The sequence below is a fragment of the Shinella sp. GW835-FHT14H05 genome (genome assembly GCF_058793575.1).
On sequence record NZ_JBXAFY010000004.1, the window covers coordinates 181,053 to 194,043 of the forward strand.

At 64.5% G+C, this 12,991-nt stretch carries 13 protein-coding genes; 7 read left to right on the top strand and 6 right to left on the bottom strand.

Annotated elements, in window-relative coordinates; genetic code table 11:
• The first annotated feature begins 89 nt into the window (after positions 1-89).
• Genes rph through hemW form a run of 4 tightly spaced genes read left to right on the top strand, consistent with a single transcriptional unit; the run spans position 90 to position 3,088 of the window.
• A complete protein-coding gene (rph, locus tag AC1Q6Z_RS15435) occupies positions 90-806 on the top strand; it encodes a ribonuclease PH (RefSeq protein WP_256118101.1) in 717 nt (238 codons plus the stop codon).
• 13 nt (positions 807-819) lie between these two features.
• Positions 820-1,236, top strand: a complete 417-nt coding sequence (locus tag AC1Q6Z_RS15440; RefSeq protein ID WP_492648446.1) for a VOC family protein — start codon at positions 820-822, stop codon at positions 1,234-1,236.
• Between the two features lie 7 nt (positions 1,237-1,243).
• Complete coding sequence (rdgB, locus tag AC1Q6Z_RS15445; RefSeq protein ID WP_435266732.1) at positions 1,244-1,888, top strand: RdgB/HAM1 family non-canonical purine NTP pyrophosphatase; 645 nt, start codon at positions 1,244-1,246, stop codon at positions 1,886-1,888.
• Between the two features lie 6 nt (positions 1,889-1,894).
• Complete coding sequence (gene hemW, locus AC1Q6Z_RS15450) at positions 1,895-3,088, top strand: radical SAM family heme chaperone HemW (protein WP_492648447.1); 1,194 nt, start codon at positions 1,895-1,897, stop codon at positions 3,086-3,088.
• 102 nt (positions 3,089-3,190) lie between these two features.
• On the opposite strand, the gene AC1Q6Z_RS15455 is transcribed toward hemW, so the two are convergent.
• Positions 3,191-4,132 carry a DMT family transporter gene (locus tag AC1Q6Z_RS15455; RefSeq protein WP_492648448.1) on the bottom strand — a complete coding sequence of 314 codons (942 nt, stop codon included), beginning with the start codon at positions 4,130-4,132 and terminating at the stop codon, positions 3,191-3,193.
• 137 nt (positions 4,133-4,269) lie between these two features.
• Between AC1Q6Z_RS15455 and gcvA the strand changes: the two genes are divergently transcribed.
• Entirely contained in the window at positions 4,270-5,163 is an 894-nt protein-coding gene (gcvA, locus tag AC1Q6Z_RS15460; protein ID WP_492648449.1) for a transcriptional regulator GcvA, read from the top strand.
• Between the two features lie 9 nt (positions 5,164-5,172).
• Here the strand turns inward: gcvA and AC1Q6Z_RS15465 are convergent, their stop codons facing one another.
• The 5 genes from AC1Q6Z_RS15465 to mutM all read right to left on the bottom strand — a co-directional run bounded on the left by AC1Q6Z_RS15465 (position 5,173) and on the right by mutM (position 10,405).
• Entirely contained in the window at positions 5,173-5,673 is a 501-nt protein-coding gene (locus tag AC1Q6Z_RS15465; protein ID WP_492648450.1) for a GNAT family N-acetyltransferase, read from the bottom strand.
• Between the two features lie 95 nt (positions 5,674-5,768).
• A complete protein-coding gene (gene dnaA / locus AC1Q6Z_RS15470) occupies positions 5,769-7,217 on the bottom strand; it encodes a chromosomal replication initiator protein DnaA (protein ID WP_492648451.1) in 1,449 nt (482 codons plus the stop codon).
• A 977-nt stretch (positions 7,218-8,194) separates the two neighbouring features.
• Entirely contained in the window at positions 8,195-8,461 is a 267-nt protein-coding gene (gene rpsT / locus AC1Q6Z_RS15475) for a 30S ribosomal protein S20 (RefSeq protein WP_256118109.1), read from the bottom strand.
• A 191-nt stretch (positions 8,462-8,652) separates the two neighbouring features.
• Positions 8,653-9,426: an enoyl-CoA hydratase gene (locus AC1Q6Z_RS15480; protein ID WP_492648452.1), complete on the bottom strand. Its 774-nt coding sequence runs from the start codon at positions 9,424-9,426 to the stop codon at positions 8,653-8,655.
• An 85-nt stretch (positions 9,427-9,511) separates the two neighbouring features.
• A complete protein-coding gene (mutM, locus tag AC1Q6Z_RS15485) occupies positions 9,512-10,405 on the bottom strand; it encodes a bifunctional DNA-formamidopyrimidine glycosylase/DNA-(apurinic or apyrimidinic site) lyase (protein WP_492648453.1) in 894 nt (297 codons plus the stop codon).
• 181 nt (positions 10,406-10,586) lie between these two features.
• Between mutM and ubiE the strand changes: the two genes are divergently transcribed.
• The gene (ubiE, locus tag AC1Q6Z_RS15490; RefSeq protein ID WP_492648454.1) at positions 10,587-11,363 is read left to right on the top strand and encodes a bifunctional demethylmenaquinone methyltransferase/2-methoxy-6-polyprenyl-1,4-benzoquinol methylase UbiE; all 777 of its coding nucleotides are present in this window, start codon (positions 10,587-10,589) and stop codon (positions 11,361-11,363) included.
• A 37-nt stretch (positions 11,364-11,400) separates the two neighbouring features.
• Complete coding sequence (ubiB, locus tag AC1Q6Z_RS15495; protein ID WP_492648455.1) at positions 11,401-12,975, top strand: 2-polyprenylphenol 6-hydroxylase; 1,575 nt, start codon at positions 11,401-11,403, stop codon at positions 12,973-12,975.
• Positions 12,976-12,991 lie beyond the last annotated feature (16 nt).

The following is a 12,991-nucleotide window of genomic DNA, read 5'->3' on the forward strand; positions in this document are numbered from 1 at the left end:
GGATTTTCCCTGGCGTCGCGGCATCGGCATTCCCTCGCCTGACGAACTGGTCTAAAGCACTTCCCACATATCTCAATGAGGAGTTCGCAATGCGGCCGTCCGGCAGAAAAACCGATCAGATGCGCAAGGTTTCCTTCGAGCGCAACATCTCCAAACATGCCGAAGGCTCCTGTCTCGTCAAGTTCGGCGACACGCATGTGCTCGTCACCGCCAGCCTGGAAGACAAGACGCCGCCGTGGCTGCGCAACAGCGGCAAGGGCTGGGTGACGGCCGAATACGGCATGCTGCCGCGCGCCACCGGCGACCGCATGCGCCGCGAAGCCGCCGCCGGCAAGCAGGGCGGCCGCACGCAGGAAATCCAGCGCCTCATCGGCCGCTCGCTGCGCGCCATCGTCGATCTCGAAGCGCTCGGCGAACGCCAGATCACCGTCGACTGCGACGTCATCCAGGCCGATGGAGGCACCCGCACCGCCTCCATCACCGGCGCCTTCATCGCGCTGCATGACTGCCTGAAGTGGATGGAAGCGCGCAACATGATCAAGGTCGAGAAGGTCCTGAAGGACCATGTCGCCGCGATCTCCTGCGGCATCTTCGCCGCCCAGTCGGTGATCGACCTCGATTATCTCGAGGATTCCGCCGCCGAGACGGACGCCAATTTCGTCATGACCGGCTCCGGCGGCATCGTCGAGATCCAGGGCACCGCCGAGGGCAAGCCGTTCACCGAAGAGGAATTCTCCTCGCTGATGGTGCTCGCCCGCAACGGCATTGCCGAACTGGTCGAGATGCAGAAGCAGGCGATCGCCTGAGATAGGTTTGCCCATGGCCGCCGCGCTCGAAGGGATACTCGAAACCGCGCTTTACGCGGACGACCTCGACGCGGCGGAAGCCTTTTACGGCGGCCTGCTGGGGCTGGAGAGGATCACGCGGCAGGCGAACCGCCACGTCTTCTTCCGCTGCGGCCCCGGCGTTCTGCTGATCTTCAATCCGCAGGAGACCGTGGTGCCACCGCCGCCCCATGCCTTTCCCGTGCCGGTGCACGGCGCGCTGGGACCGGGCCACGTCTGCTTCCGTGTTCCCGGACCGGAGCTTGATTTCTGGGTGGAAAAGCTCGTAGAAGCCGGCATCACCATCGAAGCGGATTTCTGTTGGCCGAACGGCGCCCGCTCCATCTATTTCCGCGACCCCGCCGGCAACAGCCTCGAATGTGCCGAGCCCGGCCTCTGGAACATCGCTTAGGACCCTTATGCGCAAGCTCGACACCAAGACGATCGTCGTCGCCAGCCACAATGCGGGAAAGATCCGCGAGATCGAGGACCTGATCGGCCCCTTCGGCTTCTCCGCCAAGTCGGCCGCCGAATTGAACTTCGAGGAGCCGGACGAGACCGGCACGACCTTTGAGGAGAACGCGACGATCAAGGCGCTCGCCTCGGCGAAGGCCTCCGGCCTGCCCGCCCTTTCGGATGATTCCGGCCTCGTCGTCGATGCGCTCGACGGCGCGCCCGGCGTCTACACGGCGAACTGGGCGGAAACCGCGAACGGCACGCGCGACTTCGCCATGGCCATGGAGAAGGTGGAGAAGGCGCTGGCCGAAAAGGGTGTAAGCGAAGCGAAGGACCGCACGGCGCGTTTCGTCTCCGTGCTCTGCCTTGCCTGGCCGGACGGCCATACGGAACTTTTCCGCGGCGAGGTCGAAGGCCAGGTCGTCTGGCCGCCGCGCGGGACGCAGGGTTTCGGTTATGACCCGGTCTTCCAGCCCGAGGGTTACGAGACGACCTTCGGCGAGATGAGCGCTGAGCAAAAACACGGCTGGAAGCCGGGCGATGCGGCGGCGCTGTCGCACCGCGCCCGCGCCTTCAAGATCTTCGTCGAAACCTGCCTGACGGCCTGAGGCAAAATGACGGCGGTGCCCCTCGACATCAGGCAGAGCTTTGGGCCGGACCTCGCCGAGCCCGGCTTCGGCATCTATGTGCACTGGCCGTTCTGTGCCGCCAAATGCCCCTATTGTGACTTCAACAGCCATGTGCGCCACCAGCCGGTCGACCAGCCGCGCTTCGTGCAGGCCTTTTTGACCGAAATGGCGACAATGCGCCGCCTCACCGGCTCGCGCACCGTCACCAGCATCTTCATGGGCGGCGGCACGCCTTCGCTGATGGCGCCGGAGACGGTCGACGCGATCCTCAACGGCATTGCCCGCCACTGGCATGTGCCCGATGGTATCGAGATCACCATGGAGGCCAATCCGTCGAGCGTCGAGGCCGAGCGTTTTCGCGGCTATCGTGCCGCGGGTGTCAACCGGGTGTCGCTCGGCGTGCAGGCGTTGAACGACCGGGACCTGAAATTCCTCGGCCGGCTGCATGATGTCGCCGATGCGCTGAAGGCGATCCGGCTGGCGCGCGACATCTTCCCGCGCATGTCCTTCGACCTCATCTATGCCCGCCCGAACCAGACGGTGGAGGAATGGGACCGCGAGCTGAAGGAGGCCGTCTCCTACGCCGTCGACCACCTCTCGCTCTACCAGCTCACCATCGAGGAGGGCACGCCCTTCTATGGCCTGCACAAGGCCGGCAAGCTGATCGTGCCGGATGGCGAACAGTCGGCGGTGCTCTATGAGGCGACGCAGGAGATCACCGAGCGCGAGGGCATGCCGGCCTACGAGGTCTCCAACCATGCCCGCCCCGGCTCCGAAAGCCGCCATAACCTCACCTACTGGCGTTATGGCGACTATGTCGGCATCGGCCCCGGCGCGCATGGCCGCCTGACGACCGGCGGCTCGAAGATCGCGACCGCGACGGAACGCAAGCCGGAAGGCTGGCTGTCGCTGGTCGAGGCCGGGGGCCACGGCATGATCGACCAGGAATTCTTGGAGCGCGAGGCGCAATCGGACGAGCTGCTGCTGATGGGCCTGCGCCTGAAGGAGGGTGTCGATCTCGCCCGCTGGCAGACCCTTTCCGGCCGCGATCTGGACCCGGACCGCGAACAGTTCCTCATCGAGCACGGCTTCATCGAGCGGCTCGGCAATTCGCGGCTGCGCTGTACGCCGGCCGGCATGCTGATCCTCGACGCCGTCGTAGCCGATCTCGCCTGCTGATCAGAGCAATTCCAGCAAAAGTGCGCAGCGGTTTTGCGTCCGGAATTGCGTAAAAACAAAGAGCTAGAGCGTTTTTGCGATTCGAAGGGAAGCGGAAACGCTCTAGCTTCCGGCATCCGAGCCGAGCGGCCGGCGCTTTTCCATGAAGAAACGAAAGAGACGTCCGTCGATCGCCGCAAGGCCGACGGCGATCAGCGCCATGCCGGCAAAGTGTTTTGGCGCCAGCATCTCGCCCAGCACCAGCGCGCCGAGCAGGATGGCGCTGACCGGGATCAGGAAGGTGACGAGCATCAGGTTCGTGGCGCCTGCCGTCGCAAGGATGCGGAAGAAGATGACATAGGCGAGCGCGGTGGCGAGGAAGGCGAGGCCGAACAGCGCCATCCAGGCCTCCGCCGAGGGCATGGCGAGTGTCCACGGGCGGTCGACGATCAAGGCGACCGGCAGCATCAGCGCCGCCGAGGTGGTGACCTGCCCGGCGGCCGGCAGCAGCGGCGGCAGGCCCATGCGGCGGAAGCGGCGACCGAAAATGCCGGCGATCGAATAGGAGATGGCGCCGCCGAGCACAGCGAGCTGCGCCAGCACGTTCGTGCCGAGATCGGACAGCACCGACGGGCCGATCATCAGGGCGACGCCTGCGAAGCCGACCAGCACGCCGATGAGCCGGCTACCGGTCATCTTCTCGTCCTGCGTCAGCAGATGGGCGGCGATCACCGCGAAGAGCGGGGTGGTGGCGTTGAGGATCGAGGCGAGGCCGCTCGCAATATGCGTCTGGCCCCAGACGATCAGCGAGAAGGGGATGATGTTGTTGAGCACGCCCATGCCGAGAAAGGCGAGCCAGACTTCACGGCTCGTCGGAACGGCATGGCCTGAGAGGCGCACGATCGTCCAGAGCGCTATTGCCGCAAGCGCCACGCGCAGCGCGACGATGGTGAGCGTCGGCAGCTCGCGCACGAGGATGCCGTTGAACAGGAACGAGCCGCCCCAGAGCAGCGACAGGGCGATGAGCAAGGCCCATTCGCGGGCAGACATTTGATGGCTAGCCATGGCGGCCTCCTACGGGATTTTTTCTAAACCGAACGATGGGACCGAGTGCAAGAACCCGGCAGTTGCGCTATCATTCCGGTTATTTCCCTCTGGTACAAACGATCATATTTCGACAATTCAGCGAGGAAAACTAAACCATGAGCGGTCGCCTCCCCTCCCTGTCCGGCCTGCGCGCCTTCGAGGCGGCAGCGCGCCACCTGAGCGTCACGCTCGCCGCCGGCGAGCTCAACGTGACGCCCGGCGCGGTGAGCCTGCAGATCCGCGACCTCGAACAAACGCTCGGCGTGCAGCTTTTCGAGCGGCGGCCGCGGCGGCTTTCGCTGACGGAGGATGGCGAGGGGTACTTCAAGGCGATGCGCTCGGCCTTCCGGCTGATGCGCGAGGCGACCGACGAGCTTCTCGCCCGCGCCCGCCCGGCGACGCTCTCGATCAGTTGCACGCCGACCTTTGCCGCCCAATGGCTCGTGCCGCGGCTGCCGCATTTCGAAGAGCGCTTTCCCGGCCTCGACATCCGCATCAGCGCCTCGAACCGCCTGGTCGATTTCGTGCGCGACGGCGTCGATATTGCGATCCGGCACGGGTTCGGCCGCTACGAGGGCCTCGTCAGCGAACGGCTGCTCGACGACAACCTCGTGCCCGTCATCGCCCCGGCATTGCGCGAAACCCAGCCGCTCGACGAGCCCGCCGATCTCGCCAACCATATATTGATCCACGACGTGCACCGGCAGGACTGGCGGCTCTGGCTGGAGGCGATGGGGGTCACCGGCATCGACGCGATGCGCGGCCCCGTCTTCACCGACAGCAATGGCGCTATCGAGGCGGCCAAGGCCGGCGACGGGGTGGCGCTGGTGCGGCTTTCGCTGGTGGCGCGGGAAATCCAGGAGCGGCGGCTGGTCGCGCCCTTCTCGCGCGGCGTGTCGACGGGGCTCGCCTATTACATCGTCTATCCGCCGGGTGCGCTCGACCGGCCGGCCGTCACGGCGCTGCGCCAATGGCTGACCGACGAGGCACGGGCGGTGCGCGGAAGCTGATGCGCGGCGTCAATCCGGAAAGGTTTCCATCCGTTGCAGGTAGGGCGTGAAGCCCGCCCGCGCATAGGTCGCCTGCGCCTTCGCATGGTCGTTCGTATCGGTGTGCAGCCAGATGCGCCGCGTTGCCTTCCGCCATGCCGACCTGAGCGCCGTATCCAGCAGGAAGGGGCCGAGCCGCCGGCCATAGGCCGCCGGAACGAGGCCGAAATGCACGAGCTCGATATCCTGCTCGTTGGCGGCATCGAATTCGCAGAGGCCGACCGGACGCCCCTTCTCGCGCAGAACGAAGATGATCGTCGATGGAGCGGACAGGAGCTGCGCCAAGGCATCCTGTGGCATGCGCAGCCGCTGGTCCCAGGTCCACGGCTCGCCGATGGCGCGATAGAGCGACAGATAGTCCTCAAGGGAAAGGCGCTCCGCGCGGACTTCCAGATCGGCACTTGGGGCCGGTAGCGCCGGCCGGTCCGCTGGCGGCGTGCAGAGTTCCATATAGGTGACGAGCAGGTCCATGCCGGCGTCTCATCCGTTCTGCCAAAAGCAGAACGCCGTGCGCGACCCGGAGGACGGCACAGCGTTCAGAGCTGTCGAAGGGGCGTGAAAAGCGCCTATTCGTTGATCAGGCGCTTCAGGAGCTCGATCTCGTGGCTGAGCTTGGTGTCGCCCGAGATCAGTTCCTCGATCTTGCGCACGGCATGCAGCACGGTCGTGTGGTCACGACCGCCAAAACGCCGGCCGATCTCCGGGAAGGAACGTGGCGTCAGTGTCTTGGAAAGGTACATGGCGATCTGGCGCGGCTTGACGATGACGCGCGTGCGGCGGTTCGAGACCAGTTCCTGGCGCGAGACGTTGTAGTGCTTGGCCACCACGCGCTGGATGTCCTCGATACGCACGCGGCGCGGCTCGCCGGCGGCGACAAGATGGCCGAGCAATTCGTCGACGCGCTCGATCGTCAGGTTCGGCTCGAAGGAGCGGCGGAAGAGCAGCTGGTTGAAGGCGCCTTCAAGCTCACGGCCGCTGGCCGTGATGTTGCGCGCGACGTGGCTCAGGATCTCGACCGGGATATCGAGCGACTGGTCTTCCTGCTGGGCGGCCGCAAGGCGGCGCTTGAGGATTTCCAGGCGCATTTCGTAATCCGGCCCTTCCATTTCGATGGCGACGCCGCCCTGGAGACGCGAACGAACCCTCGGATCGAGCGATTCCAGCTCCCAGGGCGCGCGGTCGGCAGCGACGACGACCTGCTTGGCGGAATCGAGCAGCATGTTGAGCAGGTGGCAGAACTCGTTCTGGATCGAATTGCCCTGCAGGAACTGCATGTCGTCGATGATCAGGAGGTCAATGTTGCGCAAAGTCTCCTTGAGGGATAGCGCATCATTGTCGCGGATGGCGGTCGCGAAACGCCACATGAAATATTCGGCCGTCAGGTAGACGACGCGCGGGTTGCGGGCGCTGGACAGCGCGCCGAGCGCGATCGCCTGAAGAAGGTGCGTCTTGCCGAGGCCGACGCTCGAATGCACGAAGAGCGGGTTGAAGCGCACGGCGCCGGCACCGGCTTCCGCGATCGTGCGGGCTGCGGCAAGGGCGACGCGGTTCGAGGTGCCCTCGACGAAGGCATCGAACGTATAACGCTGGTCGAGCGGCGAGCCGAAGAGCGGGCCGGAATGCTGGCGCGGCTGGGCCGCCGCAGTGACGGAAGCGGCCGCGCTGGCGACAGGCTGCGGGCCACCGGCCGGACGGCGCGACGACTGCACCTGCGGCGCGGGCTCGACGGCAATGGCCTCGTCGACGGAACCGGGGCGCACGCCACGGGTCGCGGTGCGCACCAGGATCTCCACCTTGAGGATTTCGGCATCTTCCTGCTGGAACAGGCTGGTGATGAGATCGAGATAACGATTGTTGATCCACGACTTCAGGAACGTCGTCGGCACCGAAAGGCGCACCACGCTCTTGGAAACGGAATGGATCTTCAACCGGCCGAACCAGCTCGCGAAGACGTCCGGACCAACCTGCGCTTTGAGGCGCGCACTGACCCGTTCGAAAATCGCGTCCTGCTTCATATCGGATGGAACCCCCGCCGCCTGCACCCCTTCTGGTGGGAGCGCCTTTAGTGCATTTTCCCCGTTTGCGAATGCACCAGCTGTTCTGGTGGCCGTATTCACCTGCATCTTGCCGCCTTTCATGCTCAATTCGCCACGTCGGCATTCCTGCCGGCGCCTTTCATGTTTGCCATCTCCCGGCCGTGCCGAGCCAATCGCCCGGTCCGGGATATGGTGCCCCGATTGAACCGGCCCCCTGCTCCGGCACAATCCTGTTTCCCAAACACAATTCAGGTCGGCACGATCCGGTGTCATACCCGATCCCGCGTTCCCGTCTGTGGCCTCGCCGTGCGCCCCCTCGTAGAGCGTCCAGCGGGCATGCCCTCTTCATCGGCAGCCGTCCTCACAGCTGCAACCGGCACAATCAATAGTCGCAAAAACTCACTGCCAGAGTGCCAGGGGCACCTGGGGCAAGCGTTGCCGGTTTGATGATTTTACGAAGCGGAGCCGCTCCGTCACAGGGAACAAACAATCACCGCTGCCTTGTGAGACAGTCTTGTCGGCGATCATTTTCAGGCTTGTTTCCGTGCCCCCTGTGGAAAGCATTTAGGCAGGATCAGGTAGCAAGATCAATCACGAATTTTACGCAAAATTAAGGGGCGGGCGTTGACTCGCAGAGGGCTTCCTGACTCGGAATCAGCTTTCCCGTGGAGAATCTGTTAGGAATCAATGGCTTTGTTTTCGGGTTGTTTTCGGAAGGGCTGGAAAACGAAAAAAATAAAAATTCGCTTGACTCAAATTGCTGTTAAACTCCCGCAACGAAAGGGGGAGCAAGACCACCCAACCTCCCGCAAGTAACTGAATTTAAAGGAATTTTTTCGTCACTGTTTTGACAAGATCGAGCCTTGCACATTAACCATAGCAGGGTCGAAAAACCAAAGAAAAAGCCCGGTGCGAGCACCGGGCTTTTTCTAATATTGCATAGCTCGACGGGTCGATCAGGCCGACATCGTCTTTACGCGGCTCGCCAGACGCGAAACCTTGCGGGATGCTGTGTTGGAATGGAGCACCCCGCGGGTGGCGGCGCGCATCAGTTCCGGCTGGGCTGCCTTGAGGGCGGCGGCGGCCTGAACCTGGTCACCGGAAGCGATTGCCTCCTCGACCTTGCGGATGAAGTTGCGGACGCGCGAGCGGCGCGACTTGTTGACTGCGGTGCGCGCGGCGATCTTGCGGGTCGCCTTCTTTGCCGAGGTTGTATTGGCCATCTATGCCTCTCTTCAGAAATCTGACACAAACTCCGCCCTCGCCGTGCCGGGTCACTGCGACCTGTCATCAAAGCAATTCGGGAGCAATATCGGAAAACCTCAGAATTCGGCTTTCCAAACTGTGGGCGGCGTATAGCTGGAAACCGCGAAGACGTCAACGCGGATTCTGCAAGAAACGCCGGATCGCCTGATCAGCGGTGCTTGAACGCCGGCTTGCGCTTCTCGACGAAGGCCGCCATGCCCTCCTTCTGGTCCTCCGTGGCGAAGAGCGCGTGGAACAGCCGGCGCTCCGCGCGCATGCCTTCCGACAGCACCGTCTCATAGGCGCGGCTGACGGCCTCCTTGGCGATCATGACCGAGGGCAGCGAGAAGCTGGCAATCTTTTCCGCGGCGGCCAGCGCCTCGTCCAGAAGCTTCTCCGGCGCCACCACGCGGGCAACCAGGCCGGAGCGTTCGGCTTCCGCGGCATCCATCAGGCGGCCCGTCAGGCAGAGGTCCATCGCCTTCGCCTTGCCGATCGCGCGCGTCAGCCGCTGCGTGCCGCCCATGCCGGGGATGACGGCGAGCGTGATTTCCGGCTGGCCGAACTTTGCCGTCTCCGAGGCGATGATGAAGTCGCACATCATGGCGAGCTCGCAGCCGCCGCCGAGCGCAAAGCCGCTGACGGCCGCGATCATCGGCTTGCGGCAACCGGCCACATCGTCCCAGCCGGCGGCGAGATCGGCCAGCACGGCCTCCGCAAAGCCGTAGGGCTGCATTTCCTTGATGTCCGCGCCGGCGGCGAAGGCCTTTTCCGAGCCGGTGATGACGATCGCGCCGATGCCTTCATCCGCCTCGAAGCCGGCGAGCACGCCCTTCAGCTCGCCGAGCAACTGGCTGTTCAGCGCGTTCAGCGCCTGCGGCCGGTTGAGCGTGATGAGGCCGACGCGCCCGCGCGTCTCCACCAGCAGGGTTTCGTAAGCCATGTCTCTCTCCTCTTATTGTCTTATGATTTGTTTCTGTCGCGCAACGCCGGACGGAAAACCGCTGCACACTTTTCCTGGCGTTGCTTTATTTCTGGCAGGCGGCGCAGTGGAAGGTCGACCGGCCGCTCTGCACGATGCGGCCGATAGTGCCCGTGCAGCCGGGGGTGCGGCAAGGCTCCTTCTCTCGGTCGTAGACGGAGAAGGAATGCTGGAAGTAACCGAGCGAGCCATCGGCGCGGATATGGTCGCGCAGGGTCGAGCCACCGGCCGCGATCGCATCGGCGATCACCTCGCGGATCGCCTGCGTCAGCACGACGAGTTCCTTCTTCGGCTTACCCGCCGCCGTCACCAGCGAACCGGCGAGGCGCTCCGGCGAAAGATGCGCGCGCCACAGCGCCTCGCAGACATAGATATTGCCGAGGCCGGCAATGTTCTTCTGGTCGAGCAGCGCCGCCTTCAGCGGCGTCTGGCGGCCGCGGAATTTCGCCGCGATGTAGTCGGCGTCCAGCGTGTTGCCGGTCGGCTCGGCGCCCATGTCGCGGAAGAAGGCGTGCGCGGCGAGGTTCTCCCGGCGGGCGAGGTCCATGAAGCCGAAACGGCGCGGGTCGTTGTAGACGACGCGGCGCTCGCCCTCCGGCGTTTCCAGATGGAAGACGACATGGTCGTGGCGCACATCCTTGCTGCGCGGCATGTGGAAGTCGCCGGGCGTGTCCGTCTCCAGCGCAGGCCCTTCCACCCGGAACGAGCCGGACATGCCGAGATGGGCGATCACCACGTCGCCGCCCTCGAGGTCGATCAGCAGATATTTGGCGCGCCGGCCGAGCGAGACGACGCGACGATCCTTCAGCGCCTCGGAAAAGGCCGGCGGAAAGGGAAAGCGCAGATCCGGACGGCGCAGTTCCGCCTGGCGGATCAGTGCCCCTTCCATGACGGGCGCAAGACCGCGCCTCACCGTTTCCACTTCCGGCAATTCCGGCATATCTGTCTCCTTCGACTTAACCTTGAGCGCATTTGCCGCGGCCCGGCATTTCCCTCTCGGCAATCTATGTCCTATATACCCGGCAAAGCGGCGGACGCGGTGTTCAGATAGCGCGGCCCTTGCCAATTCGCTATGGTCTTTGCGGCAATTCGGCTGCGACAGACCGCCCATGGAGACGACAATGACGGAACAGCGCACATCCGCGGACGGCGGCATGGAAACCTCCTACGGCTTCCGCCAGGTGGCCGAAGGCGAAAAGCAGGCGCTGGTCAACGACGTCTTCCATAAGGTCGCCAAGCGCTACGACATCATGAACGACGTCATGTCCGCCGGCCTGCACCGGGCCTGGAAGGACGCGATGATCGCGAGCCTGAACCCGCGCAAGGACGCCAGCTATAAAGTGCTCGACGTCGCTGGCGGCACGGGCGACATCGCGTTTCGCATCGTCGAAGCCTCCGACCGCCTGGCGCACGCCACCGTGCTCGACATCAACGGCTCGATGCTGGGCGTCGGCGCCGACCGCGCGGCGAAGAAGGGGCTTTCGGCCAATCTCGATTTCGTGGAAGCCAATGCCGAGGAACTGCCCTTCGAAAGCGGCAGCTTCGACGCCTATACGATCGCCTTCGGCATCCGCAACGTGCCGCGCATCGATGTCGCGCTGTCGGAAGCCTATCGCGTGCTGAAGCGCGGCGGGCGGCTGCTCGTGCTGGAATTCTCCGAGGTGGACATGCCGCTGCTCGACAAATTCTACGAGACCTGGTCGTTCAAGGCGATCCCGCAATTCGGCAAGATGATCACCGGCGAGGCGGAGCCCTACCAGTATCTCGTGGAATCGATCCGCAAGTTCCCGAACCAGCAGGACTTTGCGACGATGATCCGCACCGCCGGTTTTTCTCGCGTCAGTTTCACCAATTATACCGGCGGCATCGCTGCGCTGCATTCGGGCTGGAAGCTTTGAGCATGACCCCGGTCTCTTCCAAGAATAGCCTTTCCGCATGAGCGTTTTCGGCGCCTATCTTCGCCTTGCCCGCGTGGGCTGGGTCCTCGTGCGCGAGGGTGTCGTCTCGGCGCTGCCGACAGAGGGCATGCCGCCGCTTGCCCGCACGGCGCACGCTTTTGCCGGCGTCCTCGCCCGCCGCAAGGCGACGAAGGAAGAGCGTGGTGATCGCCTTGCCCGCGCCATCGAGCGCCTCGGCCCCTCCTATGTGAAGATGGGCCAGTTCCTGGCGACCCGTCCGGACGTCGTCGGCGCCGAGATCGCCGTGGACCTTTCGGCGTTGCAGGACCGCATGGCGACCTTTCCGCGCGCCGCGGCCGTGGCGACGGTCGAAGGCTCGCTCGGCCGCAAGCTCGACGACCTCTATGTCAGTTTCGACGACCCTATCGCCGCCGCCTCCATCGCGCAGGTCCATCCCGCGACGGTGCGCGATGCGAATGGCGAGCGCCGTGTCGCGGTAAAAGTCATCCGCCCCGGCGTGCGGCAGCGTTTTGCCCATGATCTGGAAGCGATGTACGCGGCCGCGCACCTTCAGGAAACGATCCTGCCCAACACACGCCGGCTGAAGCCTATCGAGGTGACGCGCACGCTGGAGCAGACGACGAAGATCGAGATGGACCTTCGGCTGGAGGCGGCAGCGCTGTCCGAACTCGGCGAGAACACGGGCGACGACCCCGGCTTTCGCGTGCCGACGGTCGACTGGGAGCGCACCGGCCGCGACGTCGTCACCATGGAGTGGATCGACGGCATCAAGATGTCCGATGTGGACGGCCTGCGCGCCGCCGGCCACGACCTGAACAAGCTCGCCGATACGCTGATCCAGTCGTTCCTGCGTCACACGCTGCGCGACGGCTTCTTCCATGCCGACATGCACCAGGGCAATCTCTTCGTCGACCCGCAAGGCGTCATCGTCGCGGTCGACATGGGCATCGTCGGACGGCTCGGCAAGAAGGAGCGCCGCTTCCTCGCCGAGATCCTCTACGGCTTCATCACGCGCGACTACCAGCGCGTCGCCAACGTGCATTTCGAGGCAGGCTACGTGCCCTCGCACCACGACGCCGCAAGCTTCGCCCAGGCGATCCGCGCCATCGGCGAGCCGATCCACGGCCAGCCGGCCGAGACCATCTCGATGGCGAAGCTTTTGACGCTGCTCTTCGAGGTGACAGAGCTCTTCGACATGGAGACCCGCACCGAACTCGTCATGCTGCAGAAGACCATGGTGGTGGTGGAGGGCGTGTCGCGCACGCTCAATCCGCGCTTCAACATGTGGAAGGCCTCCGAGGGTGTCGTCGGCGACTGGATCCGGGACAATTTGGGGCCGAAACGCCTCCTGACGGACCTGCGCGACGGCGCGCATGCCGCCCTGCGGCTGGCCGAAGCCGCACCGGAAATTGCCGCCAAGGCGGAGAAATTCTCGCAGGAACTCACGGCCATGACCGAAAAAGGCCTGCGTTTCGATGCGGAAACCGCCGAGGCGATCGGCCGTTCCGAGGCCCGCCACAGCCGATCCGGCCGGCTGGCGCTCTGGGTCATCGCCGCAACGCTCGTCTATATCGCCTGGAAACTCGGCTGATCCGGTTGCCCCCTTC

What these genes read in the sequence shown, in the direction of transcription:
- rph (WP_256118101.1), top strand. Translation starts at nt 90, where the DNA reads ATGCGGCCGTCCGGCAGAAAAACCGATCAGATGCGCAAGGTTTCCTTC.
- AC1Q6Z_RS15440 (WP_492648446.1), top strand. Translation starts at nt 820, where the DNA reads ATGGCCGCCGCGCTCGAAGGGATACTCGAAACCGCGCTTTACGCGGAC.
- rdgB (WP_435266732.1), top strand. Translation starts at nt 1,244, where the DNA reads ATGCGCAAGCTCGACACCAAGACGATCGTCGTCGCCAGCCACAATGCG.
- hemW (WP_492648447.1), top strand. Translation starts at nt 1,895, where the DNA reads ATGACGGCGGTGCCCCTCGACATCAGGCAGAGCTTTGGGCCGGACCTC.
- AC1Q6Z_RS15455 (WP_492648448.1), bottom strand. Translation starts at nt 4,132, where the DNA reads ATGGCTAGCCATCAAATGTCTGCCCGCGAATGGGCCTTGCTCATCGCC.
- gcvA (WP_492648449.1), top strand. Translation starts at nt 4,270, where the DNA reads ATGAGCGGTCGCCTCCCCTCCCTGTCCGGCCTGCGCGCCTTCGAGGCG.
- AC1Q6Z_RS15465 (WP_492648450.1), bottom strand. Translation starts at nt 5,673, where the DNA reads ATGGACCTGCTCGTCACCTATATGGAACTCTGCACGCCGCCAGCGGAC.
- dnaA (WP_492648451.1), bottom strand. Translation starts at nt 7,217, where the DNA reads ATGAAGCAGGACGCGATTTTCGAACGGGTCAGTGCGCGCCTCAAAGCG.
- rpsT (WP_256118109.1), bottom strand. Translation starts at nt 8,461, where the DNA reads ATGGCCAATACAACCTCGGCAAAGAAGGCGACCCGCAAGATCGCCGCG.
- AC1Q6Z_RS15480 (WP_492648452.1), bottom strand. Translation starts at nt 9,426, where the DNA reads ATGGCTTACGAAACCCTGCTGGTGGAGACGCGCGGGCGCGTCGGCCTC.
- mutM (WP_492648453.1), bottom strand. Translation starts at nt 10,405, where the DNA reads ATGCCGGAATTGCCGGAAGTGGAAACGGTGAGGCGCGGTCTTGCGCCC.
- ubiE (WP_492648454.1), top strand. Translation starts at nt 10,587, where the DNA reads ATGACGGAACAGCGCACATCCGCGGACGGCGGCATGGAAACCTCCTAC.
- ubiB (WP_492648455.1), top strand. Translation starts at nt 11,401, where the DNA reads ATGAGCGTTTTCGGCGCCTATCTTCGCCTTGCCCGCGTGGGCTGGGTC.